The sequence below is a fragment of the Pseudidiomarina salilacus genome (assembly GCF_047323925.1).
Taxonomy (GTDB): Bacteria; Pseudomonadota; Gammaproteobacteria; order Enterobacterales; family Alteromonadaceae; genus Pseudidiomarina; species Pseudidiomarina salilacus.
The window spans coordinates 222,589-247,662 of record NZ_CP178752.1 but is presented as its reverse complement, the minus strand read 5'-3'; the positions used below and the strand labels follow the sequence as shown (position 1 = coordinate 247,662).

The 25,074-nt window shown below is 47.8% G+C and carries 23 protein-coding genes and 1 pseudogene; 9 read left to right on the top strand and 15 right to left on the bottom strand.

The genetic code is table 11. The features are described 5' to 3' along the window. Window positions 1–35: 35 nt before the first annotated feature. The 3 genes from ACJ8W9_RS10730 (at window position 36) to ACJ8W9_RS10720 (ending at window position 2,598) form a co-directional block, all read left to right on the top strand. Window positions 36–1,301 (top strand): AAA family ATPase, encoded by a 1,266-nt coding sequence (locus tag ACJ8W9_RS10730; RefSeq protein WP_411361056.1) that lies wholly within the window; start codon window positions 36–38, stop codon window positions 1,299–1,301. Next, window positions 1,294–2,157, top strand: a complete 864-nt coding sequence (locus ACJ8W9_RS10725; protein ID WP_411361055.1) for a DUF4435 domain-containing protein — start codon at window positions 1,294–1,296, stop codon at window positions 2,155–2,157. The genes ACJ8W9_RS10730 and ACJ8W9_RS10725 overlap by 8 nt, the downstream gene beginning before the upstream one ends. A 144-nt stretch (window positions 2,158–2,301) precedes the next feature. Further along, window positions 2,302–2,598 (top strand): hypothetical protein, encoded by a 297-nt coding sequence (locus ACJ8W9_RS10720; protein ID WP_411361054.1) that lies wholly within the window; start codon window positions 2,302–2,304, stop codon window positions 2,596–2,598. A 40-nt stretch (window positions 2,599–2,638) separates the two neighbouring features. Here ACJ8W9_RS10720 and ACJ8W9_RS10715 read toward each other — a convergent pair. The 11 genes and pseudogenes from ACJ8W9_RS10715 to ACJ8W9_RS10665 form a co-directional block, all read right to left on the bottom strand. Next, window positions 2,639–2,916 (bottom strand): annotated as a pseudogene (locus ACJ8W9_RS10715) (hypothetical protein); the annotation flags it as partial. Between the two features lie 135 nt (window positions 2,917–3,051). Beyond that, window positions 3,052–3,357 (bottom strand): transcriptional regulator, encoded by a 306-nt coding sequence (locus ACJ8W9_RS10710; RefSeq protein ID WP_411359440.1) that lies wholly within the window; start codon window positions 3,355–3,357, stop codon window positions 3,052–3,054. Between the two features lie 192 nt (window positions 3,358–3,549). Next, the gene (locus tag ACJ8W9_RS10705; RefSeq protein WP_411361053.1) at window positions 3,550–4,425 is read right to left on the bottom strand and encodes a GNAT family N-acetyltransferase; all 876 of its coding nucleotides are present in this window, start codon (window positions 4,423–4,425) and stop codon (window positions 3,550–3,552) included. 40 nt (window positions 4,426–4,465) lie between these two features. Beyond that, a complete protein-coding gene (locus ACJ8W9_RS10700; RefSeq protein ID WP_411359442.1) occupies window positions 4,466–4,969 on the bottom strand; it encodes a type II secretion system protein in 504 nt (167 codons plus the stop codon). Window positions 4,970–5,064: 95 nt separating this feature from the next. Next, a complete protein-coding gene (locus ACJ8W9_RS10695; RefSeq protein WP_411359443.1) occupies window positions 5,065–5,913 on the bottom strand; it encodes a putative RNA methyltransferase in 849 nt (282 codons plus the stop codon). Then, complete coding sequence (locus tag ACJ8W9_RS10690) at window positions 5,910–7,031, bottom strand: M14 family metallopeptidase (protein ID WP_411359444.1); 1,122 nt, start codon at window positions 7,029–7,031, stop codon at window positions 5,910–5,912. The genes ACJ8W9_RS10695 and ACJ8W9_RS10690 overlap by 4 nt, the downstream gene beginning before the upstream one ends. 5 nt (window positions 7,032–7,036) lie before the next feature. Beyond that, complete coding sequence (locus ACJ8W9_RS10685; protein WP_411361052.1) at window positions 7,037–7,825, bottom strand: hypothetical protein; 789 nt, start codon at window positions 7,823–7,825, stop codon at window positions 7,037–7,039. A 14-nt stretch (window positions 7,826–7,839) separates the two neighbouring features. Further along, window positions 7,840–9,318 (bottom strand): SLC13 family permease, encoded by a 1,479-nt coding sequence (locus tag ACJ8W9_RS10680; RefSeq protein ID WP_411361051.1) that lies wholly within the window; start codon window positions 9,316–9,318, stop codon window positions 7,840–7,842. Between the two features lie 26 nt (window positions 9,319–9,344). Then, window positions 9,345–12,353: a TonB-dependent receptor domain-containing protein gene (locus tag ACJ8W9_RS10675; RefSeq protein ID WP_411361050.1), complete on the bottom strand. Its 3,009-nt coding sequence runs from the start codon at window positions 12,351–12,353 to the stop codon at window positions 9,345–9,347. A 135-nt stretch (window positions 12,354–12,488) separates the two neighbouring features. Beyond that, a complete protein-coding gene (locus ACJ8W9_RS10670) occupies window positions 12,489–12,908 on the bottom strand; it encodes a FecR/PupR family sigma factor regulator (RefSeq protein ID WP_411359448.1) in 420 nt (139 codons plus the stop codon). Then, a complete protein-coding gene (locus ACJ8W9_RS10665) occupies window positions 12,899–13,483 on the bottom strand; it encodes an RNA polymerase sigma factor (protein WP_411359449.1) in 585 nt (194 codons plus the stop codon). The genes ACJ8W9_RS10670 and ACJ8W9_RS10665 overlap by 10 nt, the downstream gene beginning before the upstream one ends. Before the next feature lie 162 nt (window positions 13,484–13,645). Between ACJ8W9_RS10665 and ACJ8W9_RS10660 the strand changes: the two genes are divergently transcribed. After that, the gene (locus ACJ8W9_RS10660; protein ID WP_411361049.1) at window positions 13,646–15,517 is read left to right on the top strand and encodes a DUF885 domain-containing protein; all 1,872 of its coding nucleotides are present in this window, start codon (window positions 13,646–13,648) and stop codon (window positions 15,515–15,517) included. A 20-nt stretch (window positions 15,518–15,537) separates the two neighbouring features. Here the strand turns inward: ACJ8W9_RS10660 and ACJ8W9_RS10655 are convergent, their stop codons facing one another. After that, on the bottom strand, window positions 15,538–16,338 hold the full coding sequence (locus ACJ8W9_RS10655) for an SDR family oxidoreductase (RefSeq protein ID WP_411359451.1): 801 nt from the start codon (window positions 16,336–16,338) through the stop codon (window positions 15,538–15,540). Between the two features lie 138 nt (window positions 16,339–16,476). Here ACJ8W9_RS10655 and ACJ8W9_RS10650 point away from each other — a divergent pair, with 138 nt between their 5' ends. Genes ACJ8W9_RS10650 through ACJ8W9_RS10630 form a run of 5 tightly spaced genes read left to right on the top strand, consistent with a single transcriptional unit; the run spans window position 16,477 to window position 18,636 of the window. After that, the gene (locus tag ACJ8W9_RS10650) at window positions 16,477–16,746 is read left to right on the top strand and encodes a type II toxin-antitoxin system Phd/YefM family antitoxin (RefSeq protein WP_034730567.1); all 270 of its coding nucleotides are present in this window, start codon (window positions 16,477–16,479) and stop codon (window positions 16,744–16,746) included. Next, window positions 16,730–17,005, top strand: coding sequence for a Txe/YoeB family addiction module toxin (locus ACJ8W9_RS10645; RefSeq protein WP_411361048.1), 276 nt, complete (start codon window positions 16,730–16,732; stop codon window positions 17,003–17,005). The genes ACJ8W9_RS10650 and ACJ8W9_RS10645 overlap by 17 nt, the downstream gene beginning before the upstream one ends. Beyond that, entirely contained in the window at window positions 16,995–17,801 is an 807-nt protein-coding gene (locus ACJ8W9_RS10640) for a DUF547 domain-containing protein (protein WP_411361047.1), read from the top strand. The genes ACJ8W9_RS10645 and ACJ8W9_RS10640 overlap by 11 nt, the downstream gene beginning before the upstream one ends. An 18-nt stretch (window positions 17,802–17,819) precedes the next feature. Beyond that, on the top strand, window positions 17,820–18,254 hold the full coding sequence (locus ACJ8W9_RS10635) for a hypothetical protein (RefSeq protein ID WP_411361046.1): 435 nt from the start codon (window positions 17,820–17,822) through the stop codon (window positions 18,252–18,254). A gap of 10 nt (window positions 18,255–18,264) precedes the next feature. Beyond that, complete coding sequence (locus tag ACJ8W9_RS10630) at window positions 18,265–18,636, top strand: VOC family protein (RefSeq protein WP_411361045.1); 372 nt, start codon at window positions 18,265–18,267, stop codon at window positions 18,634–18,636. 45 nt (window positions 18,637–18,681) lie between these two features. On the opposite strand, the gene ACJ8W9_RS10625 is transcribed toward ACJ8W9_RS10630, so the two are convergent. Genes ACJ8W9_RS10625 through dcm form a run of 3 tightly spaced genes read right to left on the bottom strand, consistent with a single transcriptional unit; the run spans window position 18,682 to window position 24,727 of the window. Further along, the gene (locus ACJ8W9_RS10625) at window positions 18,682–21,096 is read right to left on the bottom strand and encodes a DUF2357 domain-containing protein (protein ID WP_411361044.1); all 2,415 of its coding nucleotides are present in this window, start codon (window positions 21,094–21,096) and stop codon (window positions 18,682–18,684) included. Between the two features lie 31 nt (window positions 21,097–21,127). Beyond that, complete coding sequence (locus tag ACJ8W9_RS10620) at window positions 21,128–23,428, bottom strand: McrB family protein (protein ID WP_411361043.1); 2,301 nt, start codon at window positions 23,426–23,428, stop codon at window positions 21,128–21,130. 36 nt (window positions 23,429–23,464) lie between these two features. Then, a complete protein-coding gene (dcm, locus tag ACJ8W9_RS10615) occupies window positions 23,465–24,727 on the bottom strand; it encodes a DNA (cytosine-5-)-methyltransferase (RefSeq protein ID WP_411361042.1) in 1,263 nt (420 codons plus the stop codon). Window positions 24,728–25,074 lie beyond the last annotated feature (347 nt).

Here is a 25,074-nt window from a genome sequence, read left to right as displayed (position 1 = left end):
GTACCAATTTGATGGTTAAGGGCAAGGATTAGAATATGTATAAAATAGATAGAGTAGACATTACCGGCTTTTGGGGGCGTTCAAAGGCGAGTGCCTCATTTAACGGCGATGTAAATATAATAATTGGCCGTAATGGGACAGGTAAAACTACATTTATGAATATCCTTCATTCAGTCCTTACGGTTGATATAGAGGGTTTGGCTGAGAATGAGTTTGATACGGTTAAAGTAGTACTTATCGATGGTAAGCGCAGAAAAACCATATCCGTAAAACGAGATGCGCTTACGAATGAGTTTGCCAAGGGTGTTGTCAGTTATCAAATATCAAATCAGAAATCTAAAACAGTAAGGCTGGCGACATCTGACGATCGCAGATTAACCTTTAGTGCAAGGCGGCGCTTATTTGAAGAAACAGAAGAGCTAAAACGCGAACTTCAATCTTTAATAGCGATCTCGTCGTTATCTGTCTATAGATTGAGGAATGACGACGAATATGAGGTCAGAGATCGTCACGGTTCGAGAGTTGTCGCACCTGTTGATTTCCGTCTTGAACAGGCATTACGGGCTTTGTCGCATTATCAACTTGAACTAGCAGAGAAGGCGCAACAAGTTTCTAAAAAGCTTCAACGAAGTGTTTTAGCATCAGTACTTTATAGTGAAGAGGATTTAAATGCGAAAGGGTGGCAAATTGACTTTGATCGTGATGAGGAACAATCAAAGCTTGTTTTAGCCTATGGGCAACTTAACTCCGTAGATAGTGAAATTAGAAAAAAAATTAGGTTCCATGTTGAAGCTATAGATAATGCAGTGAAAAGTATTCGAGAAGGAAAAAATAGCGCTAGAACAGCGCTTGATGTCAAACCTCTTGAAGCCTTGAGGAAAACAAGAAAAATAATTGATCTGTCGTTAGATGCTGAGAATGATAATAAAGAGATATATAAGCCGATAGATCTTTTTCTTAAAAAGCTTTCTGATTTTATTAGTGATAAGAGTTTTAGCTTCGTATCTGGCCGCCTGGCGATTGAGAATAAACATGGTCTAATTGACCACAAGAAGATGTCGTCTGGAGAAAAGCAGTTGATCATTTTGCTTATTGAGGCGTTGTTGCAGAAGAAAGCGCAGCATGTCTTTTTAACTGACGAGCCGGAACTGTCACTTCATATAGATTGGCAGCGAAAGATCATACCAGCAGTGAGAGATATTAATCCTAATGCTCAAGTGTTAGTCGCAACTCATTCTCCCGAAGTAGCATCATATTATTCGAGCTCGATCCTTGACATGGAGGACCTTATTCATGGCTGAGCTCGAATATTCGACGCAAGCACATAACGTGCTAAATCGATTTTATCGAGTTGATAAAATGGTTTTTGTTGAAGGCAAGGACGATGTAGGGTTTTGGGAAATTATCTTCGCGAAACTTTATCCATACAAAGTTAAAGTCGAGCCTGTTGGCAGCAAGCCCCAACTTAGAAATTATGTAAACAAAATTGCAGAGGGCGAGGCTGACTATTTAGTCGCCATGGATGTTGACTACGACTATTTAATAAATGACGAGAATTTTCCAGATCATGTAATCACTACAGTAGGATATTCTATTGAAAACTCATTAGTGACCGATGAGTCCTTAACTAGGTTGATAAAAAACTTATGTCGCTTAACTTCTGCTCAGCAGCCCACAGAAATGACTAGAGCATGGATTGAAGATACAAGTAATTTATTAAAGCCTCTCCTAATTACTGATGTTGTAAATCAAGCTGAAGAGATTGGTGTGAGAGTAGGACTAGACAACTCCGATCGATTTTTTAAGACAACGAAGTGCGCAGAGCTGTGTGAAGAAAAAATTGCCGGCCATATAGAAAACTTGGGTTTAGGTGTGTCCCCGGAATGTATCGCTCAGTGGGAACAGCAAATAAACGAGCTTGGCCGACCATATTTTGAGCTAGTTAGAGGACATTTTATTTTTTCTGCAGCAATGCGTTTCGTTAAAGTTGCTTCTAAAAATTTCGATAAATCAGTCAGTTTATCCGTAGATGCGTTCTACTCAAATTTGCTGGCTGTTTTCGAGCTGACCTTCAAAAATGGTCATCCTCATTTTCAATATTATGATGCACGTTTTCAGAAACTACCCGAGGTAAGGCGAAGAAGAGAATGCGCTTAACCATCACCAACTGGATCCAAAAATGGATCCTAAATGCGAAATTGACCAGCCTAAAAAACAGCAAGTATTTGTTTTAAAAGAAAATAATGTACACACCATCCATTCAGATCCAGAACATCGAGTAATGCACCAAGGGCCACACCAATGCTCAAAACTGACAAAAAACTCGAGCGTGATATCGTCCGTGAGCTGACCGCGGTCTGCGAAGCGGCGAAACTCACCTGCAGCGGTTTTGAATGGCTCACTCACACCGTCGATTATGCGAAGTTTCCTGAAAGTTTGCGGGTGACGCTGGTATTTAATGAAACGGTGAACGAAAAAACCATGCTTGCCGAATTCAAAGCGCTGATTTCTCAGGTGCAGTTTGCGCTTGAGCCTATTGTTGACGGTGAGTTACCCGCGGCACAAATCGAGGCCCGCCGCGAACACAGCATCAATTAATAATTAGTCTAGTGTTGGCCCCAGAGCTTCTTCAAGCTCATTAAACATTAAACGCAGACTCTTTCATGGCTTGCTCTGCTCGGCTGATCCCTAATCGCTTAGCAACGGCTTGCCATTGCTTAACCGCATTCAGCACTTCATCGTAAATTTGTGTGGCTTGGGTTTGAGAAAGCCGAAAGAAGTCCTTTACTTCAAAGGCTAAGTCGTAGTCTAAGGCGTTATCATTATCCGTAATATTCAGGTGATGGAAAGAAACTCCGCAATCTCTAAGTAGCTGGCACCCTGAGATTGTTCACCATCATAGTAGTGCAGCTGAGTCTGTCAGCAACAATGCTTCATCGTACGCAAAACTAAACACGCCGCCTCTGCTTGATTCACTGTAAGCGAGTTGCCCTATAAGCAGTGGAGTCTCTATGGGGCACCAGTGAGCATAAACTTCGACGGTTTCACGGCTCATTTTGAACCTTCCAGCAATTTCATGTTTTGCAGCTTGATACCTACTTCGTCGTGAGCGGCCATCTCTGCAAAGTTTCTCTCCATCCCAAGCACAGCCATGATCTTCAAGTAAGTGCCTATGGCAACACCCGGATCTCCCGCGAAAACTTTGTTCACGGTTTTATGATCAAAGCCCGTTCGTTCACACACTAGTTTCTTAGTAAAACCACGCCGCTTCATAGCTAACAATAAGTCTTCACCGAAATGGGCAAGGATTTTTCGCTGCTTCGGAAACAGAACATTGTGCAAATTACGCTTAGACATAACACCAACCATAGGAACTATGTTCCCATTTTTATCCTATAAATAGGATTAATATCCTACATTTAGATATTTTGAGCACATGTCGAAAGCGAATTAAATCGCTTTTTAGATTGGTTCAACGACACGGCAGCTAATTAGCTTGCAACACAGCACTACCACCCCATGGAGTAAACCATACGGGGAAGGCTAGGCTTAGCCAATTTCGAACGAGGTAACGCCAAAGGTCTTAGACAAGGGCAAATTCGGCGCATCGCCGGTATACATGCGGGCCGTTTCAAAACAGGGCGTCATCGCAAAGCGCTTCACCAGATCGAGGGCCGCCTCATTGACGTTCGGCACGTCAAGGAAGACGGCGGCATTATCCTCTACCAGAGAAATTAGATGCAAAAATAATGGCTCCGCCAACTCTGGCGTATCGGCAAACAATGGCGCGATCTTGTAACCGTCTTGCGTGGATCGAATCACCCCATAACCGGACAAGACCCCCTCTTGTAGCACGCCCACCGCGTGACTGTCCTTTTGGGTGATCCATTGCTGGGTAAATTCGCTGCGGGCTGCTGGGAAAAAGGCCCGATCATAGGCGTCGAGTGTAGCGAAAGGAATCTCAGCTAAAGGCACGAAATGAATCGCTTCAGCAACGTCTAAAGTCTTATTGGCGTGCACAAAGTCTGAGGTATTGCTAGTAAATCGAATATTACCATAGGCCAATTTAAACCCAGATTTTTTATAGTTCTGTTGTTGCTCAACGACACCATCTAGCCCGATGTTACACCCCTCAAGATAATGCAATCCAGCCTGCCACATTTGCATGCCATAACCTTGACCTCGGTACGCTGGTTTCACAATATAAAAGCCCAGAAAGCCAAAGGAACTATCGTATTTTATGACCGAAATACAGGCGATCGGTTCGTCTCCGAGATAGCCCATTAAAAATCCATTTGGGTCCGCTTTGTAGTAACTATCGGCATCATGCAATCCGGGGTTCCAGCCTTCTTGTGCCGCCCACGCTACGGCAAGATCCAGCTCGGATCGTGTCATGGTTTTAATCTTGAAAGCTTTATGGGTCATTTGCTGTCCTCATCGTCTTCGCAGTAATGTTTAACCGCGCTTAACACCCCGAATCATAATACGTATATTCCGGCCCTTCGTTAGCGGTGGTTGGTGGGCGATAGCCGACATAGCAATTTGGGCTGCGCAACGGGATGTTGTTATTGGTGGGGCCGTTGAAGCCAACAATTTGGCTGGGCGAAAAGAACATTTCAGTGCCGCCAAAAGTATTGCCCCATGCCCAATCCTCGCCAAGTGTCAGGGCGTTCGATAAGCCGGTGTTGCGGTCGGCTGTGGGGTAGCCATAAACGGTGTCAATGTCGCCCACACCGTCACCGTCGAGATCAACATTGCCGTTTGCTTTTTCCGCTTCACCCTGAATCAAGGCTTTCGCATAAACAAGGCTTACCGCGCCTTTACTGGAGGCGACGAATCCCTCTAATAACGCGCGGTTCGCGTCGGTACGGAAATTCAAAAATGACGGCGCTGCGGTAACAGCCAAAATACCTAGAACCACGATCACAACAATCAGTTCTATCAGGGTGAAACCATTAAGTTTGTTCATCGTCTTTCGCTCGCTCATAGCTGAGGTATAGATAACTTATCAATTTGTTATAAAGAATTATCAGCAACCCTTAACTATATTGCAACAACTATTGACTAGGTGTTCGACGCGGGCACGAATTCGCGCAACCAAACATCGACGGTTACGCTTAGTGACTGTAAAGCTTCAGCGCGGGCGCGGCCTTGCGCGCTGGCGCGATGCAAATGCGGTGTCATTAGTAGTAAAGCTTGAATGGCTTGGTGTGAGGGCAAGTCAAAGGTGTAGGTCAGGTGCTGCTCGGACGCTAAGCGCCACTGGTCGGCAGCTACGGGCAGGCGCTCGGGCTTGCTGTGCACTTGCTCATAGATGACGTGCTTGAGTTCAGCGAGGTGTTCGCTGCCAGGGTCGACCATCAGCAGGCGCCCGTCAGGCTTTAGCACCCGTGCAAACTCGCTTTCGACGGGGAAACCAAACACGCATAACAAAGTATCGATGCTGGCGCTTGGTAATGGAATGTGGCTATTCGAAGCGACCAGCCATTGCACGCGCGAGTCCTGCTTCGCGGCCGCCAACACCGCCCACTTCGAAATATCTAACGCGGCTACGTGCAGCGAACGCTCGCCGTCGGCGGCGCGGTCGAGCAAGTGCCGCAAATAATAGCCCTCGCCACAACCAGCGTCGAGTAACGCCTGCGTATCGTCATTGAGCACAAGCGTCGCTAGAGCATCGGCGATCGGTGCGTAAAAGCCCTGCGCCAGAAACTCCGCGCGCGCTTGCACCATGGCTTTACTATCACCGGGGTCTTTCGAGCGTTTGTTCTGCACCGGCAGCAGGTTCACGTAGCCTTGCTTGGCGACGTCAAAGCTGTGTCCCTGAGAACAGCGCCAAGCGTTGCCCTCCAGAGTTAACGGCGACTGATCGAGTGGGCAGCAAAGCTGCTCAAAAGGGTGTATACCTGCTGTCATTTCATCAGCAGCATTAGTTCGTGCGCACTTTGTTGGCCGATGTGGCGCACCAGCTCGCGCGGCGTGTTGTCACCGAACTCGAAGGTCACCGCATGCACGCCGTAGGTGCGGCCAATAAAGTGCGTAAACACATCCGAGTCTTCTCGATAGCTGGCGCGCTCGCGCACCGTAAACGAGCTCAGGCGACTTTCCTTCAAGGCGTCGAGCCACTGAGTGACAAAATCAACGGGTTCGGCACCCGAATCAGGCGCTAGGGTGTAGAAAATATCTTGTTGGGTGGAGTGAAAATCTAACGCGAAGGCGAGGCGTTCATCGTCACCAAGCTGTTGATTCAAATAATCAATCACTGCCTTGGTTTCGGGTTGGCTGAAGACGCCCCAATCACGATTAAGGTCTTTGCCACCGACGTTGTGACGCCAATGGCCGTTGGCAACCCCATCGGGGTTGACCATGGGTACGACTAACACGTTGTAGCGGTCAAAAAAGCCATTCTGTAACGCGCCGTCGGCCGCCAAGTAATCAACGAACGACAGTAAGCCAATTGCGCCGGTTAATTCAGGTGGATGCTGACGCCCAATCACCAACAACCATTCTTTGTTGTCTTCGGCAACGGCTTGCATGGCGACGATATCGCGCCCCTGCACAGAGGTGCCAATGACCTGAGTGGTGAAGCGTTCAGCGCGCGCGTCAGTGGTCATCCACTGTTGATAATCAGCGCCGGTCCATAACTCTTGGCCAGCAACATAAAGTGGTTGTTCGCCAAGCGCCAAAGAGAATTGAAATTGCTGGTCAACCACAGTAAAAGGCAGGGTTTGCCAGGTGTCGCCATCTAAGCTGATTTTCGGCATGTAGCGGGCGCGGCCTTGCTCAGCCACCAGTTCAATCGCAATTTCTTGCGCGCCGGCTTTCGATTCCACCTTGAAGGCATACCAAGGGCTAGGATTAATCGGGTAGTTTTCAGCGACAGTCGTCAGGCGATAATGTTTATCACCGAGTTGTTCACATTGACTGAGCTTACCGCCCTCAAATTCCGCGCTAAAGTTAACGTCCTCGAAATCGCAAGCACTGGCCAAGGTTGGTAAACACAACCCCAGAACAAACCACCAACGTGCCATCATTGTCCTCACTCCTGTGCCGTTGTCGGCAACGCAAAATAATCCGCCACCACCTGCCAACTCAAGCGCTGCAGTGCGAGCGCGGTGTCGGCGTCTAAGTCGGCGGTAAACAGGTTACCCTCTGGGCTACGCTGATACAAACTTGCATACATGACGCAAGCGGCCAAATAGGTGCCTGCCATGCTTGGATGTTTGATATCGCGGCGATAAAGTAACTGCTCGTCCGCTGCGCCGCGCACATCTTTCACAAACAAGTTAATGTCGGGGTGCTGTTTGGCCGCGGCGGCAAAGGCGACGCCAACCGGCACCACCAATGCATCGTGGCGCTTACCTACACGCTCATAGGCCGCTTGCAGTTTGCGACTCATCGACGGCTCATTCTGATAGCCCCAAGTCATCAACAGCAGCGGTTGTATGTCGCGTTTGCGCAATTCTTTAATCATCAGCTCCATGGCTTTTTCAAACCGTGCCGACTTTTTCTCGTCGATAGGTTCGTTGCTGTGGCCTTGTAACACCACCGCGTGCCAGTTGTCGTCACCGCTACTCAAGTAACTATTGAGCAAGCGGCCCGTTTCGTGAATGTGGCCACCCGATAAGGTCAGCAGCCGTACGCGATTTTCACCGACTTGCCACGCTCCCTCAGCGCGCAGCAAGTTGGCGAAGTGATTGTGTATCCCATTGCTGTAAAAGCTGAAACTATTACCAACAAACAACACGCGCTTGGGTTCCTCTTCGGCCAGGGCTGGTGCAACCAGCACCAGTACACAGAGCCAAGCTGCTAACAGTTTACTTACCATGACAAGACTCCTTGTTAGTCGAGAAACACCATGGGTGCTAGCCAAATCGAGACGACAGTCAGCAATGCCATACCAATAATGTTGAGCACCAGTCCTGCTCGAACCATGTCGGGAATACTCAGCTTACCCGAGGCAAACACAATCGCGTTGGGTGGCGTTGCTACCGGTAGCATAAAGGCACAGCTTGCCGCCAAGGTAACTGGAATACACAGCAGCAGCGGTGATACGCCAAGTTCCAGCGCAACCGCACCGACAACCGGTAAGAAGGTTGCCGCGGTAGCAACATTACTGGTGAGTTCAGTAAGGAAGATCACCAAGCCTGTGGCCGCTAAAACCAACGCAATCACACCAAAGGCGCCGAGCGGCATCAAGTTACCGCCAAGCCATGCCGCCAGACCCGAGTCTGAAACAGAAGCTGCCAGACTCAAACCACCACCAAACAGCACCAACACGCCCCATGGCAGTCCTTGCACGTTTTCCCAGGTCAACAGTTGCGCTTGTTTTTGCGAGCCACTTGGTAGCAAAAACAGCAACAGCGCTGCAGCCATGACGATACCGGTGTCGGTCAGAAAATCGATACCGAGCCACGCGGAAATCGGACGGCGCAAAATCCAGAAGGTGATCACCAGTAAAAACACCGCACCTACGCGTGCTTCGGCTTTGCTCATAGGCCCTAAATCAGTCACCATTTTTTTGATGTGATCGTTGACCTCAGGGTTGGCCGGAATATTCACCTTATAGGTAAAGTGCGTCAGCGAATACCACGCCAGTGGTAGCATCAGTAACATTACCGGCACACCCACCAACATCCAGCTGGCGAAAGTGATATGAATATCATAGTTTTCGATCAAAAACGCCGCTAACAAAGCGTTCGGCGGCGTACCGATCAAGGTCGCGAGGCCGCCGATGGTAGCTGCGTACGCGAGACCCAATAACATCGCCTTTTGAAACGATTTGAGCTCATCCGCGTTAAGATGATTATTCTCCTCAGCGATCATATTGGCTACCGACAAGGCAATCGGCATTAGCATCATGGTCGTTGAGGTGTTGGTCATCCACATCGACAACAGCGCTGCGACCCCCATAAAACCGGCGATGAGGAACTTACCGTCGGTACCGGTAACCGACAAGATCGACAACGCAATGCGTTTATGTAACTGCCACTTTTCGATGGCAATGGCCAGAATAAAGCCACCCAAATACAAGTAGATAGTGGGGTTCGCGTAGTGTCGGCTCGCGTCGGCGATGGTGGTCACGTCCAAAAACGGGAACATGATCATCGGCAAGAATGCGGTGACCGGCACCGAGACCGCCTCGGTCGCCCACCACGCCGCCATCCATAGCCCTACCGCCGCAACCCGCCACGCCGCTGGGTCCATGGTGGTTTGGCTGCGATCGAACAGCATCATTACGAAGAATAAGATGGGCCCGAGTAACAGGCCAATATTTTGATAACGCGCCCGCTCTGGGGCGCGTGCTTCAGTTGCGTGCATGATTACATCCTAATTAAAAAGGTTAATTAAAATCGTGCACTTACGTCTAGATAGAACTGGCGGCCATAGTCACGGTGGGCATCTGAGAAGAAGCCAAAGTAACCATCAGCAAGTGGCGCGCGCTCATCAAATAGATTCACAATACCAAAGCGGAAGCGTGTATCGACTTCATTAATCAGCGTCGTGTAATCAAAGGTCGCATTGTACGTGGTCATGGCCGGAATCACGTAGAGCGTGCCATCGTCGAGGGTCAAGCTGCTTTGATAGAAGCTACCGATACGGTTGCCGGTCAGTGATGCGGCATACTCCCCTTTGCGCCAAGATACGCGGGCAGAATGACGTTGCTCTTGGTTGCCATCGCGACCAATCAAATCGGCGAAGCCAGTGACTGGGAAGGATGCTGGCAGTAAGCCACTCTCTTGGGCTTCAACTAACACTGCGGCATCACCACCGGCGCTTTGCTCAAATTTTTCTAAGAATGAACCGTTGTATTTGAAGCTAAAACGGCCAATTTCAGAATCAAGTGTGTAGTAAATGCCAATATCAAAACCTGCTAACTCACGGGTATCGAGGTTGGCATACTGGTCGGTGATTTGCGAGATCGTGCCTGCCGGACAGATACCTGCAGCCTCGTAAAAGCCAGCGGTACCCGCGTCAATTTCACCACGCTCAACGGCGGCGTTGAAGGTTGCGCTGTCACAGTTGTTCAGGCCATTTTCTAAACGCATCACTAAGTCGAGTAAGGTGTGGTTTTCTTCACCGAACAAGCCGATGGTGTTTTCCTTCTCGATGGTCCAATAGTCAACGGTGAGCGTCAGGTCATCGATTGGATTGAACACGATACCGAGGTTAGTGTTGGTGGATTCCTCAGGAACCAACTGATCGCTACCTTGGGCGACCCGCTGAATCGAGTTACGGCAATCCAATTCATCTTGGTTTGGATCACCACCGAACTCTGCTGCGTACAAACACGCATAATCAGTGCGCGTGTTGTTACGGGCAACGATGCTCTCGTTGATAGTGACCAGGTTCGGTGCACGGAAGGCTTCTGACCACGAACCACGTAACATGAACATATCGGTTGGCGACCAACCAAAGGCGACTTTCCCAACCGTCGTACTGATAGTGTCTGAAAAGTCTTCGTAGCGGATAGCCGCTTGCACATCAAGGGTTTCTAACACTGGGATTTGGAACTCGGTGAACAACGAGGTGACATCACGCTCACCGCTGCTGTCAGGCGTTGGGCTCGAGTTCACCACGTCGGACACGAACGGGTAGGTATCACCTTGATAGTCGGTAAAGACAATGGTGCCGTCTAAGCGCGGATCACGGTCATCTTTAAACGATTCTTCACGATATTCGACACCGGCAACGAAGCCAACTGGCCCTGCAGGCAGCTCATAAATCGCTGGATTCGCCATTTTGAAATCGAACATGGTCAGTTCAGTTTCGCTTTTGCGATAAACATCGATTAACGCGCGTTCAATGTTGCTATTCACGCCGCCGCTGAACGGGTTATAGGCGTCCGGTGTTGGGTCAAACAGCGCTTCGGCCATCAGGTTATTCGAGACTCGGTTAGAGGTGAGGTCGTCTTTGGTGGCTTTCGAGTGGGTAAATGCACCCTCCCAATCCCACATGCCCCACACGCCACGGAAGCCTTGCAAGAAGCGATACGAGTCACCGTCGTTGTTGACGATACGTGGAATTTCCGCGAAGCGGTAGTTATCGATTTCGAGTTCAAGGCCGCTGCAAGGTACGCCTGGAATCAGCTCGTCAGGGAGACGGTTCGGCGAACCACACGGACCCAATGGGTTGTAATAGTTCTCGGCACCGACCCGCAGTTTAACGGCGCTAAACGGGGCTGTCGGATGGCGGCGTAAATTGGTGTTTGATTCATAATAAGAGACTTCGGTGAAACTCTCGACACCATTGCGAAACTCATGATTCACGAACAGGAACAAGTTGGTGCGATCCATTTTCGAACGTAAATCACGGTCTGCGTTTAAGTTGTAACGATACAGACCTTGGCCATCGACCGCACCGCAAATGTATTCGTTAATATCATACTGACAGCGTGGGTCGCCGACCGGGTAGGTCTCAAATTCCCCAGCGTTATCGGTAATGGTGCCATTTACGCCAACGCCTGATGCCCGCGTGATGAGGTCAAACTGGCCGTAGAGTGAGTTGGCGCTGTCGTTACGGAAGCGCGTGTCACCGGCCCAAGGTGAGCCCTCTGGAATGCGCCAGCGGAAATCTGAATCAGCCCAACGCTCATCATCTTGTGAGTTGATGCGGTCACGCTTGTAGAAACCACCAAAGAAGCTAACGTTGGTGCGGCCGTCGTTGAAATCTTGGCCCCACTCGATTTGTAAGCGTTGTGCGGGACTCGAGAAATTCTCGAAATCTGAGTAGCGGGCTGACACATTGAAACCAACGAAATCACTCTTCACCACATGGTTTACGACACCGGCCACGGCATCGGCACCGTAAATTGCCGAGGCGCCGTCACGTAAGACTTCAACTTGGTCGAGGCCAAACACAGGAATCATATTAACGTTGGCTGAGTTGACTGGCACGAAACTGCCGCCGACTTCTTCGGTTTGATAGGTTGCGGAGTTCACCATGCGGCGACCGTTTAATAAAATCAGCGTGTTACCGGTACCTAGGTTACGTAAATTGTAGGAACCGACATCGCCACGGGCTGAGTTAACGCCACCAGAAATATTCTCGGCTTCACTCATAAAGTTCTGACCGTTTTCTGGAATGAGCTGGAGTAAATCATCTAGTGACTCAACGCCTAACTCACCGATTTCTTCGGCGCCAATCACTGAAACTGCGAGTGCTTCTGACACTTGCGCGTTCTTGATGTTAGAACCCACTACCGTAATGCGTTCAACAGATTTGTCTTCTTGGGTTGCTTCGGCGTCGTTTTCAACTTGTTGTGCAAAAGCTTGTGACGACAAGACCAATGCCACAGCGGCTGCGACTTTGGTTAACTTCGCCTGAGTCGATACTGATTTATTGTATTTATTCATGAGCAGTCTCTCGTATGTTTATTAACTGACTTCTGTAGTTCAAGTAATAAACGCACGAGATCAGAAATCCCCCTATCGCAGATGAAACTTTTTTTATGGGGGACTTTTCGACGGCTCTTTCGGAGGGTGAAAAACCTACAGCAAGAACGGGATGAAGGTGCCTACCACAACCAAGCCAATCACCACGTTGTACATCCAAGCTGGCGCTGAAAGCGTGTCGTGATGGTCGATGAGAATAGGGCCGGGTTCAACGTCAAGATGAGATGTCGCCTGCAGGTTTGGAAATTGGATAACTTCAGATTTGTCGATCAGATGTTCCATGTGCCGCAGCATTGATGACTTCGCCCACATCTCAGACAATTGTAAGAAGGCAAGTTGATGCAGCTGGTCACGATTCAGCCAGTCATAGAAATCTTGGCGCAACAGTGTTGCTGATGGACAAGCCGCGGCGAAAGCGTCGTCGTGCTCAAGCTTGTCTAACTGCACAATCCAGTCAGATGCTTGCTCGATGATGTCATCGGGAATGTCGTGAACAATCCAATCTTCTATTTGCATACGGTTGAATCCATACTGCTTTGCTTAGACTCCTCGCTTGCCGACTCAATCATGTACTGGCGACATAGCTTCATGCCTTTCGCGAGGTGGTTCTCAACGGTCTTGACCGATATATTAAGCTCAGTGGCGATATCTTGATAGCGCTTGTTATGAATTTTTCGCAAGATAAACACGTTCCGGCAAATAGCCGGTAGACGATTGATAGCGGCCAGTAAGTGGCGGTTCATGTCTTCATTAATCACACTTTGTTCGGCGTTGTGCGTAGCTGCCATACTCAGTTGCATGCGCTGCTCTTCATGATACTGCCAGCGGATTTTGAGATGCCGCGCGCGGGAAACGATCAAATTCTTGGCGATAGTGTAGGTCAGTGCTGCTAAGTTTTCATCTGACCATTGTTCGTTGTTGGCATGTGCGTCCTGCAAGCGCTGATAAACTTTAAGTAAGGCTTCTTGTGCAATCTCTTCTGCTTCTTGTTTCGGTACTTGCATACTCAAAAAGTGAATAAGCTTAGGGAACAGCTTGGAATGCAAGCGAGCAAATCGTTGTTGCCAGATACAGGAAAGTTTTGATGTCATCGTCACATTCTCTCGGTGTCTTTTATTCAGCGCAGGGCTATTTGCAAAGATAGGTCAAAACTTATTCTGTTGTAAATGATTTTGTTTGGTACGGGCTACTTTGTGCGCGAGAAGTTGTGTAGATTAGGGGGACTACAACTACAACTACAACAGGAGAGAACCGTGAACAAAGCTAAATTAGCTGCTGCGATTTCGTTGGCGTTACTCGTAAGCGCCTGCTCAGAAGCACCAAGCAATGACGACGCGCAAACGCAAACGCAGAATCAGCAAACCCAACAAACTGCACCAGCCGGGCCTTCAGCCGAAGTTATCGCCGCTGAATCGGAAAAAGCCAATCAGCTATTTGAAGACATTTTCATGGAAAATGTCATGCGTAGCCCGATGTTCCAAACCCGCCTCGGCATCGAAGATGACCAAGACAAATGGGACGACATTTCGGAAGCACGTGCGGCGGAAGATATAGAACTCACTAAGCAACATTTGGCTCAAATCAATGCGATTGACCCGGCGAACCTGAACGAGCAAACGCGCTTGAGCTGGCAGTTGATGAAGCAAGAGCTCGAAGAAGAAATCGCTGATCACCAGTGGCGTCACTATAACTATCCAGTCAACCAAATGTTTGGTATGCACTCGGGTGTCGCGTCGCTGCTGATCAACCAGCACCGCATTCAAGATGTCGACGACGCACAAGACTACATTGCGCGCTTGAACGGCTTACCTGAATTATTCACACAGCTCGAAGATGCCCTCAAGTTACGTGCAGAAAAGGGTATTATCGCACCTAAGTTTGTTTATCCGTATGTGATCAGCGACAGCAAAAACATCATCACCGGCGCGCCATTCGATGACGGCGAAGCCAGTGCCTTGTGGGAAGATTTCAACAATAAAATCGGCAACCTCGATATTGAAGAAGCGCAATTCCAAGAGCTACAGTCGCAAGCACGCACAGCAATGCTGGAGTCGGTTAAACCGGCCTATGAAAGCCTGATTGCTGCGGTTGAAGAGCTGGAACAGCAAGCCGATACCAAAGACGGCGCCTGGAAATTCCCAGACGGTGAAGCGTTTTACAACAATGCGTTGCAGCGCACTACCACCACTGACCTCACCGCTGAAGAAATTCATCAAATCGGTTTGAGCGAAGTCGACCGCATTCACAACGAAATGCGCGAAATCATGGCGAAAGTGGGATACGAAGGCACCTTGCAAGAGTTCTTCGTACACATGCGTAATAACCAAGACTTTATCTATCCGGACACGGAAGAAGGCCGCGAGCGTTACCTGAAAGAGGCGACAGCGCTGATTGATACCATGCGTACGCGCCTCGATGAATTGTTCATCACCAAGCCAAAATCCGACATGATCGTTAAAGCGGTTGAACCCTTCCGTGAAAAGTCAGCAGGTAAGGCGTTCTATCAACGGCCATCAGCCGATGGTACGCGCCCAGGTATCTACTACGCGAACTTGTACGATATGGCTTCGATGCCAACCTACCAAATGGAAGCTTTGGCTTACCACGAAGGGATCCCAGGGCACCACATGCAAATCGCCATTCAGCAGGAGTTGGAAGACATTCCAAGCTTCCGTAAATTCGGTGGCGTGACCGCGTATTCTGAAGGTTGGGGCTTGTATACCGAGTTGCTCCCTAAAGAAATTGGCTTCTATGAAGACCCATATTCTGATTTTGGCCGCTTGGCGATGGAACTGTGGCGCGCGGTACGTTTGGTGGTCGACACCGGTATTCACGCCAAACAGTGGACCCGTGAAGAAAGCATCGACTTTTACGTGAACAACACGCCAAACGCCGAAGCAGACGCACGCAAAATGGTCGAACGCCACATTGTCATGCCAAGCCAAGCAACAGCTTACAAAATTGGCATGAACAAGATCTTGGAACTGCGTGAGAAAGCCAAAACCGCCCTCGGTGATGACTTCGATATCCGCGAATTCCACGACGTGGTGTTAGCGAACGGCCCAGTACCTTTAAATGTACTCGAGCAATTCGTTGACGACTACATTGCTGAAAAGCAGGGTTAATTGCCTACCCGAGCGCCTGCTTAAGCGCGCGCCAACCAGCGGTTGATTGCACGTACCAGTGAGCTCGGCACGAGCTTGCTGGCCAACATCATCCGTTTGGTTTGGCCGCCGACGGGCCAATGCACTCGATTGCCGCGATAATAGGCCATGCGCACCACTGTCTCGGCGACATCTTCTGGGGTTAAGCGCACACCCAAACGCCGCATGGTTGGTGTTGCTTCACCTTCAACCATGCGTGTTTGTACAAATAACGGCATTACGTCTAAAGCGTTGATGCCTTTGCTTTGCCATTCGATGTTCAATGCTTCAGTGAGGCCGCGTACGGCAAACTTGCTAGTGGAGTAACTGGCAAGGGCTGGCTGACCGTAAATTGCGCTGGCCGAGCTCATATTGATCACCCGCGCACCAACGCGGCTATCAGCCGCGGCTTCAAGATGCGGTAAGGCGTGATAGCAGCCGGCGAGTACGCCCTGCACATTCACCCGCAACAGGCGTTCATGGTCTTCGATAGCGGTCGCAGTGAAATCCCCCGAGCACAGCACTCCAGCGTTGTTAAACACCACATTAATGCCGCCGCCTTCGGTGGTTTCGGCGAAGCGTGTCAGCGCCGCGCGCCACGAATCGTTGTCAGTGACATCGAGTTCACCGCGCATAAAGTTGCCATAAAAGTTCACGGGCACATCACCAGCGAGCTGCTCGAGCGCGGCGCTGTCGATATCGAAAGCTCCCACTCGCCAGCCTTCCTGTAAAAAGCGTAACGCCGTTGCGCGGCCAATTCCGGCCGCTGCTCCTGAAATAAAAATACTGGGTCGAGCAGACATATAAGTTCCATTTATTGAGTAACAAGTAGTCATTCATTATCAACGCCTTTGCAACAAGAGGTCAACGACTGTTCACATTGCCTAATTGTACAATGTTGAGTACAATGATTGTGTTATTCGCTAGCAGAAGGCATGTTTATGACCGTTAAAGTTATCACCTACAGCGAAGCGCGAGCAGCGCTTAAAGGTCACATGGAGGCCGTTGCCGAAGACCATATTCCAACGGTGATTACCAGTCAGCGAGGGCGTCCAGTAGTGATGCTCTCATTGGAAGACTATACCAGCATGGAAGAGACCATCCACCTGCTTAGCTCGCCTGCCAACGCTAGCCGTTTGGCAGAATCCATCGAGCAATTTAAGCAAGGTAAGGCCTCGCAGCGGGGCCTTATCGATGACCAAGAAGACTGAGTGTTTATTAAGTTGGACGCCACATGCTTGGGCAGATTACCTGTCTTGGGAAAAGCAGCCGCAAAAGCGCAAAGCGATCAACAAGCTGATCAAAGAATGCATGCGCACCCCTTTTTCCGGTTTGGGCAAACCCGAACCTCTGAAGGGCAGCCTCACGGGCTTCTGGTCACGCCGTATCGACCGTGAACACCGTTTAGTCTATCACTACGAAGAGGGGCATTTGACGATACTGCAATGCCGTTATCACTATGAAAAATAAATTACTGTGTTGGTTTGCTTTGTTCGTTGTAGGCGTGAGCGCGGTACAGGCGCAAGATGCTTTTGACCACAGCCATGCTGACTTCACTGAGGTACTGCAAGCGCACGTGGTGGTGTATGACGAGGGTCAGCGTTCTGTGGTCGATTATGCCGCTTTGCAGTCCGACGAAACGTTATTGCAAGATTATTTGCAGCAGTTGTCAGCCGTTTCGATGAGCGCTTATCGTGACTGGACTGCGGAGCAACAACTGGCATTTCTGATCAATGCTTATAACGCTTTTACGCTTGAGCTGATTAATGCAAACTACGCTGATTTTGCTGATGGTGACGCTGCGTCGATTCGTGATTTAGGAAGTTTCTTTACTTCTCCTTGGGAGCGTGAGTTCTTCACGTTGTTGGGTGCCGAACGCTCACTAGACTGGCTCGAGCATGAAACCATTCGGATAGACTTTGACGAACCGCGCATTCACGCCGCACTCGTTTGCGCCGCCATGAGCTGCCCGAAACTGCGCGCCGAAGCGTTCGTAGCCGAACGTTTGGACGCCCAACTCGACGACCAAATGCAGACCTTTTTACACGATCGTTCGAAAAACGGTATCGATGACCAAGGTTTGTATCTTTCGCGGATTTTCGACTGGTATGAAGACGATTTCGACGATCTTCGTGTCTATATGCGGCAGTATAGCGACGCGTTGGCTGATACTCACGAGCAGGAAGAAGCATTGGCGGGCGACATTCGCATTCGCTACACTGACTATGACTGGTCGTTGAATAGCCCTGAGAACGCAGGGCTTTAGCGCTTTTAGGAGGCAATCATGTGGCGAGCTTTGATAGTGTTATTCGCGATGAGTGCGCTGGTTGGCTGCGCGTCGCCCAGCACCACCAATATGATTGGCACCGCCCGCGCGCCGCTGAGTGCCGAGCAAGTGACCGTTTACTTGCAAGACCCACCATGCTTTGAAGCCATCGCTCTGTTGACCGCCACCAGCGATGCCTCCTTCACCTTTAGCGAACAAGCGCAAATGGACGCCGTGTTGCGGCGCTTGCGCGAAGCCGCCGCCCGAGTAGGTGCTAACGGCGTGTTGTTAAAACGCACCGGCGAACAACGTGATAACTCTGTGTATGTCGGCACTGGTGTCCGCAACTATGGCGGCAATGTTGGCTTCGGCATCAACATTGGCAAATCGTTCGGGCTGATGGACAAAACAGCTGAAGGCGTCGCGATTTGGGTGTCGGAGAACTGTGATTAGGAGCTAGATAATGAACTTAGGCGCATTTTCAGTGAGTTTGGCAGTCAAAGATTTGACCGCATCCTTAGCTTTTTACAAAAAACTAGGCTTTGAACCCCTTGCCGATATGAGCGAACAAGGTTGGGCCATTTTAAAGAACGGCGACCACGTGATCGGCCTCTTCGGCAAGTATATCGACGAAAACATTCTCACCTTTAACCCAGGTTGGGATCAGAGTGGTAAGAACGTTGAGCCCTTTACCGACATTCGCGAGTTGCGCGCGCAGCTAGAAGCTGCTGGCATCGAAGTTTTTAATGCGAATCTTGATGGTCCCGACAGCCGTGGTAGCCTGATGATTCGGGACCCGGATGGCAATGCAATTTTGTTGGACCAGCATCGGTAGGTTGCTTGCTCAATTTGTCCGAGAATCATCAAAAACGATTCGAGCCTATGCTAAAGCTTCAGGGTACACAGTTTTCAGCTCCGACATGGTTGTTGCACCTTCAATCAATTCCAAGGTTGTTAGTTTTAAAGAGGCTCTGAATGAGTTACTCGGAGTGTTACTAATTGCCGAAGGCAACGTCAACGGAAAGCCCAAGGTAAACACATAATACAACTCATCTGAGTCACTAATTTTTCCGGTTTTCTCGAATGGAATATCGCAACGCTTCATCTTTTGTACTCTTCTTATCGGCCAAACATGATGGATTGAACAATATTCAAGATGTGAAGCCATTATTGCGAGAAAGCGAAGCTCAGCGATGATGTGCTGCTGGAAGACGAGTCCAAATGTTCTTACAGGAATGTGGTAGTGACGAGCCGTGCCAGCAGCGAAGCTCTCATAGTAGTTGTTGGCTCTGTCGCTGTCGGAACCCAATGCTGCTGTAAGTACTAAATCTGGATACAAGACCTGCTGCATACCGTGCAACGGAATTCGTGTAGGCTCTCTCGTATGAATTTCTTCTTCAAGTAGCGAGTGAGAGTTCTCTGGCGAAGACACTGCAGAAGGACTTAATTGCTCTTTCAGAAAGTCACTAAGCCAAGCGTTTTGTAATCCACTGTTGGGCGCTGAGGGCAAAAGCGCAAATGCTCCGATGCCAATTTCGCTGATGGATTCTTGGTAGGGATTTTGACGCTGAGATTGCTCAAAGTAACCGGGATATAAGGCGAAGGCACCGACAACAGGACGAGACTTGCTCTCTGACTGGAGGTACTCCGATTTTGTAAGTCTAATAATAGAGTCACGGTACCTATGCATTTGATTGATTGCATCATCAGGAACCAAATCATCTTCATCTACTTCGTCGGCAGACCATGCAACTTGAGTGCTTTTGTTTTTCAGACGATATTTAGCATCGAAAACCCAAATTAAGTGTTTCTTAGAGTTCGGGAACTCAACTTGCAACACAATATCAGGCCGTTGCTCTACCAAATACGAGCGAAGATTTACACCGTTTGTTCGAATGGAGGGTTCATGAGCAAGTCGCGCAACGAGGCCATCGGCAACTCTTTTAAACTCGAAGGAACCTGCAAAGCCATCGGTGAGCGAATGCTCGATACCATTGTTGAGCTTGAGTACCGCTTTCTTTTTGTAAACTTCGACAAAACCAAGGTCTTCAACAAGAATTCGGCGCAGTTCAAGAAAGCACCATACTTCATAGATTTCGGCAATCGACTTCATGGATACTGTTGTTTGGCTATCAAACGCATCCAAATAGAACTTTAACTCCTGCCAAACAGAGTATATTAGGTTGTATCCAGTTTTTTGCTGGAGTACCAATGACTCTCTTTGCAGTGCTGCAACGTCACCCACATCTTTCAAAAAGCTTTGTCTTTCAGCCGTTATAAGTGGTTCTCGCCACGTGCGAATTTCGTTTAGGAAGCTCTCAGACAAATCCTGTAACTCTCCCTTTTCGTGAGCGTTACGGAGTTTTGTCTCAATTGACAATAAACGTCGATGAGTGGCTTTGACTATCGACTTAATAAATCTATTCTCGGGCGTGTCAACGCTTAGCCGCTTCTGTTCAACTCGATATCGTTTATCTGTGAGCCCATAGCGTAAATCTTCTTGCACTCGTTCTTCCAATCTACTGCTGATTCGACCTTTGAGACGATCAGCGCGTTTATGCATTGCGAAGGTTTGTAGTCGGGCATGAGGAGCCTGGATTATGACTCTAAGACCATGCTCAAACTTTTCTCGAAGGCGCTTAAAATTGGCAAGCCAGAGGATTGGGAAGTAACCACGCTGAGCACTCTGAGATACGGCTTGTTCTGTTGGATTGAGTAAGCTAAATCTCCACAACGGAAATTCATTATCTATCGCTTGATACATAACAGGAAGATCGCGTTGTAAATCCAACTTTATTGGTAAAACTTCAATGCTGATTGAGAGCTTTTTCAATTTTCCGCTTTGCTCGTATTCAAGAGGAAGCGTAAACCAACCGATATCATTTCCTGTGTTGAGTGCACCAGCAAGATGCGCAGCTCGTTTTGAACTTGCTTTCACGAACCTAAAGTTACTATTAATTCTGTTGTTTTTATGATTAATCTTGGCGTCACTTATCGAGTTCTGGAAGTTAATCTCGATAAGATAATTGGTATTTTCAAAAAAGATGGGTACAGATGATTGTATAGTGCTAAATAGTTTTTCTGACTTAAAGTCAGAAGGAACTGCCTCCAATATTTCAAGCTGTTGAAGTGTTTGTGCAGGCTTAAATTTTAGCGGATAAGTGTCGTTTATGGATGTGGTTCCTGAACGTCGCTTTTGCAGTGCTGACGTGAGAGTCCTTTGCTGTCTGTCGATACTATTGGTCCAAATCAGCATTTCTAGATCCGGTGTCGAGAATCGTAAGACGTCAGTCATTGTAAGTGCTCATTTCAGGCGATTTAGTGGATTACGGCCAGAAGCTCGTAAAGCCCGATGAATTCAATCGACTTTGCATCCATTCCAGCTTTCTCTTACTTCGGCAAGCAATCTTAATGACGTCTGACTCGCCATCACTAGTTAACTTTTTACGAAGTAAGTCCGGACGCGCTTTACCTTCTGATGGCATCGCATTCCAAAACTCCGAAAACTCCTCGGCAAGAAAAGCTGAAAGTCGGGTCAAAATAGAATTGCCGTTCTCGTCAGAATTGAGTTTGTCAGCGTCGCCTTCAATGCGTGGGAGTACCTTCATCATTAGAAAATCGTCCCAAACGGCTCTTAGCTCGGTTTTATTCTGTGGGTTAAAGCATACAACGGACAATAGCAGTTCATTCAATGCTCTGTACGCAAGTTGAAAAGGCGTGTTATCAAGTGCTTGGTTAATAGCACTGAGAAACCTAATGCACTCATAACCAGAGCTATCGACTTCCGGTAGTTGGCCTATTTCAATCTGAGAAAATAGAGGAAAACTGAGCGGTACATTTGTGCTTGAAGAATGAAAAAATTCATTGAAGTCGTTTGGATAAAATTCACCAAAATCAAAGGTTAGAGCTCGATCGATCACCTTACGTGAGAATCCATGAGTCGTCTCATCCATATTCACTGTACCTGCGACTATGAGGTTTGGCGGAATACCAATACCGCACTTCGTGAATACCTCCCACAACTCGTTATAGCGTTCGCCTTTTAACCCTAAATCTTCGCGCAAAGATTCTTGTTGGTCATCGTTCAGTTGATTGATTAAAGTCGGACTGAGTAAAGCGTCGGTCTCATATAGAAAAGTATCGTTATCCCATTCCCAGTTTCTCGTCTCCAGAACTGAAAGATAATCTGCAAAATACTGTTCTACTGGAGCTAAGTTCATTTCATCAAGACATAGCCAATGAGGTTTTACGTTGATGATTTCCTGTAGCGAACCGGTGAGAGTTGCTCTTGCTCTGCCATCGATGTGGTCATATTTTAACCCCGAATCAGTTAATGCTTTCCAAGTTTTACTGATGAACTTCAGAACGTCAGTAACAACATAATGTTTTGAGTGACCTAATCTTGAGACATACCCCAATAAGTCGCTTGGCTCATGCCAATCTGGTCTTACAGCCACCAACTGATAATTATCTGAGAGTGCATTGTCTTCTGAGGCTTGTTTCCGAACGAACCTAGTTTTTCCTGTGCCGGAAATGCCTGCTAGTAAGAGGAATGGTTTAGGTATCCGGTAGGAATTTGTTTCTACCCCCACTCGAAGTTTGAGTGTATAACTTTGCTCTCCTCTTACTATTTCATACTCTGGGAAAATTTCTTCAAAAATAACTTTAAAGTTATTGATATCCCTGTGATTACTCTCTTCAGGAGTGTCGGTCCATTGGTTTGTTAGGTAATGGAACGTACCGTTATAAGTGAACGGTTCGTTAAACCAACGACGAGTTCCTCCCGTCGAGAGAACTTCGTCCGTTAATTCAATGTCGGAAACCCTAAAGAAAGAACTAATATGAGCCGTTGAGCTCGCCAGTTGGAGCCGTTCTCCTCGGCCACTCGGTTCTAAATGATTTGCAAGCCGAGCAAATTTATTAACTTTGACTAAGTGTTTAATAGCCGCATACACAAAATCTCGTATGATTCGATTTTTAATAGGCAAGTCACCCAATACAGGAGCAAATTCTTGCTTCCCAAGTTCTGAGTGCAGAGTTTCATATACGGGCATGTTCGAGCACAATTCGTAAACCAGAGCGCCGAAAATGGAAGATGAGGAATCTGGGAGATTAGCCACTTTCAAAACAACCGAACCGAAACAGTCTTTACCACCTCGAGGAACGCCATTATCGTTAATTAATCGCTTTGCTCCCAACCTATAGTTGGTGTCGTCCTTATCCATAAATCTTGCGAAAAGAGCTATGTCATCTTCATGCTCAAAAACGCCTTCAAATTCTGGAGAGCGGAAGTTTTGTTCAAGTTCAAGGCTAGTGCCAAGAAGGAGCATTCTCTTGTGCCTGAGCTTCTCGAAGAGCTTGATATATTTGAAAAGCTCTGTTGCCAAATCAAACAATCGACTTGCGTAAATTAGGTATTGATTAGGAATCAAGGCATAGTTTGCCGGCTCATTCGAACTTTCCTTATCAGTAACCGTGAAAGATGTGTAGTCGTTAAATGAGAAATTTGAGGGTCCAAATAATTGATTTAGCTTTACCTTCAGATCTTGAGGAATTCTAAAATCCCCGAGATTCGAATCATTCACGATTGCTTCGATAGGTTTAAACTGTCGGAGGTCCTTCAGCATGCGTTCATCCTGTTAGTGCTTGAAAATGCTCTATTGTTATAGTGCCTTAATCATTTGTTCTGCGATAGCCCTTATAACATTAATGCAAACAGAATTTCCAAATTGTTTATAGATTTGAACGTGAGAAACGGCATCTACATTGAACTCTTCCGGAAACCCCTGCAACCTTGCGCACTCTCGCGGTGTCAGTTTCCTTGGGTTCTTACCTAAATGGCTTTGGTCTATAAGGATTTCAGAGCCATCCTTATAATAGCGGGCACTTATCGTATTGGTATAGGGCGAATCACCAGTGAATAGGGAGAAACCGAAACCATTCCCATTTTTCCTGTGTTTAATTTTTCGTTCTTGGTGACCTCTCCACAGACGATCTGAAATAGTGTACTTGTCGTCATCGGAAATTTTCGAGTCTGGTTCAAGTATATCACCTACTCTGGTGACGCTCTTGGGAGGAGATGGCCACTGAAATAACTCTTCAAAGTCGGTCCCTTTCGGATAAAGGTCTTTGTTAAACCCGACAATGAAAATACGCTCTCGATTTTGAGGTGCGCCAAAATCGGCGGCTCTTAGTATCCTGACATCGACCCAGTAATTCAATTTCTGCGACAACGCGATCCTTGCCTCTGGGCTCAGGTTTAACGAGCTATCAATTGTTGAGTCGCTGGTACCTCGTAAGATCGAGAGGATTGTATTGAGGGTACGTCCTTTATCGTGTCCTTTTAATTGTTTTACATTTTCTAGCAGGAACGCACGAGGTCTATGCTCGGCAAGAATTCGTTGAATCTCGAAAAACATAGTCCCCCGAGTATCTTCGAAACCTTTTTTTAAACCGGCTTGCGAAAACGCTTGACATGGAAAACCTGCAAGAAGCACGTCGTGCTTCGGAATTTCATGGGCTGCAATTTGAGTGATGTCTCCGTTTGGAACTTCACCAAAGTTGGCTAAATAGGTCTTTTGCGCAAATTTATCCCACTCTGATGTGAAGACACATTGGCCACCTAATTCTTGGAAGGGAAGCCTGATTCCTCCAATACCAGCGAACAGATCGATGAATTTAAAACGATGATCCGCTCTATTATCTGCAAACGGAGCTTTGTTCCGAATGCTTCTCAACTCGTTTAGCAATCGGTTAACATCATCAATTTTTTTCTTCGATGGGACATGCTCTCCCTCTTCCCAACCACGTATTGTCCTTTCTCCAGACGATCCCAATCCTAGTAAGTTGGCGAATTCTGTGCGGCCGAGTTGATACTCCTCGCGTAAGTCGCGGATTTTAGTCTTAATACACTCAGATTGTCCCATACCACCCCCACTTATCCGGTTTTATTCCTGGAATATAGCACTGTATAAATGATCAGGTAAAGTTTTTCTTCGATACTAATGTGTTTTTATAGCGTAACAAATGAGATGTTTGACCTTTCCCCTTAAATAACGCCGCATTTTCAATGAGATTTCGGTTTTTTTTACAGGCTTGACTGTCTCCAGACTGTGACGAAGATCTCGAAGATTTTTTGACGCTGATAGATGTCTGGACAGCCTGATGATTGCGCTTCTGTTATAGTTTTTATCTGTAAGTCTTCCCATCGACAATGGTTTTCGTTAAACATAGGCTATGTGGTAAGAAAACAATGGATCTTAGCCAGTTGCGA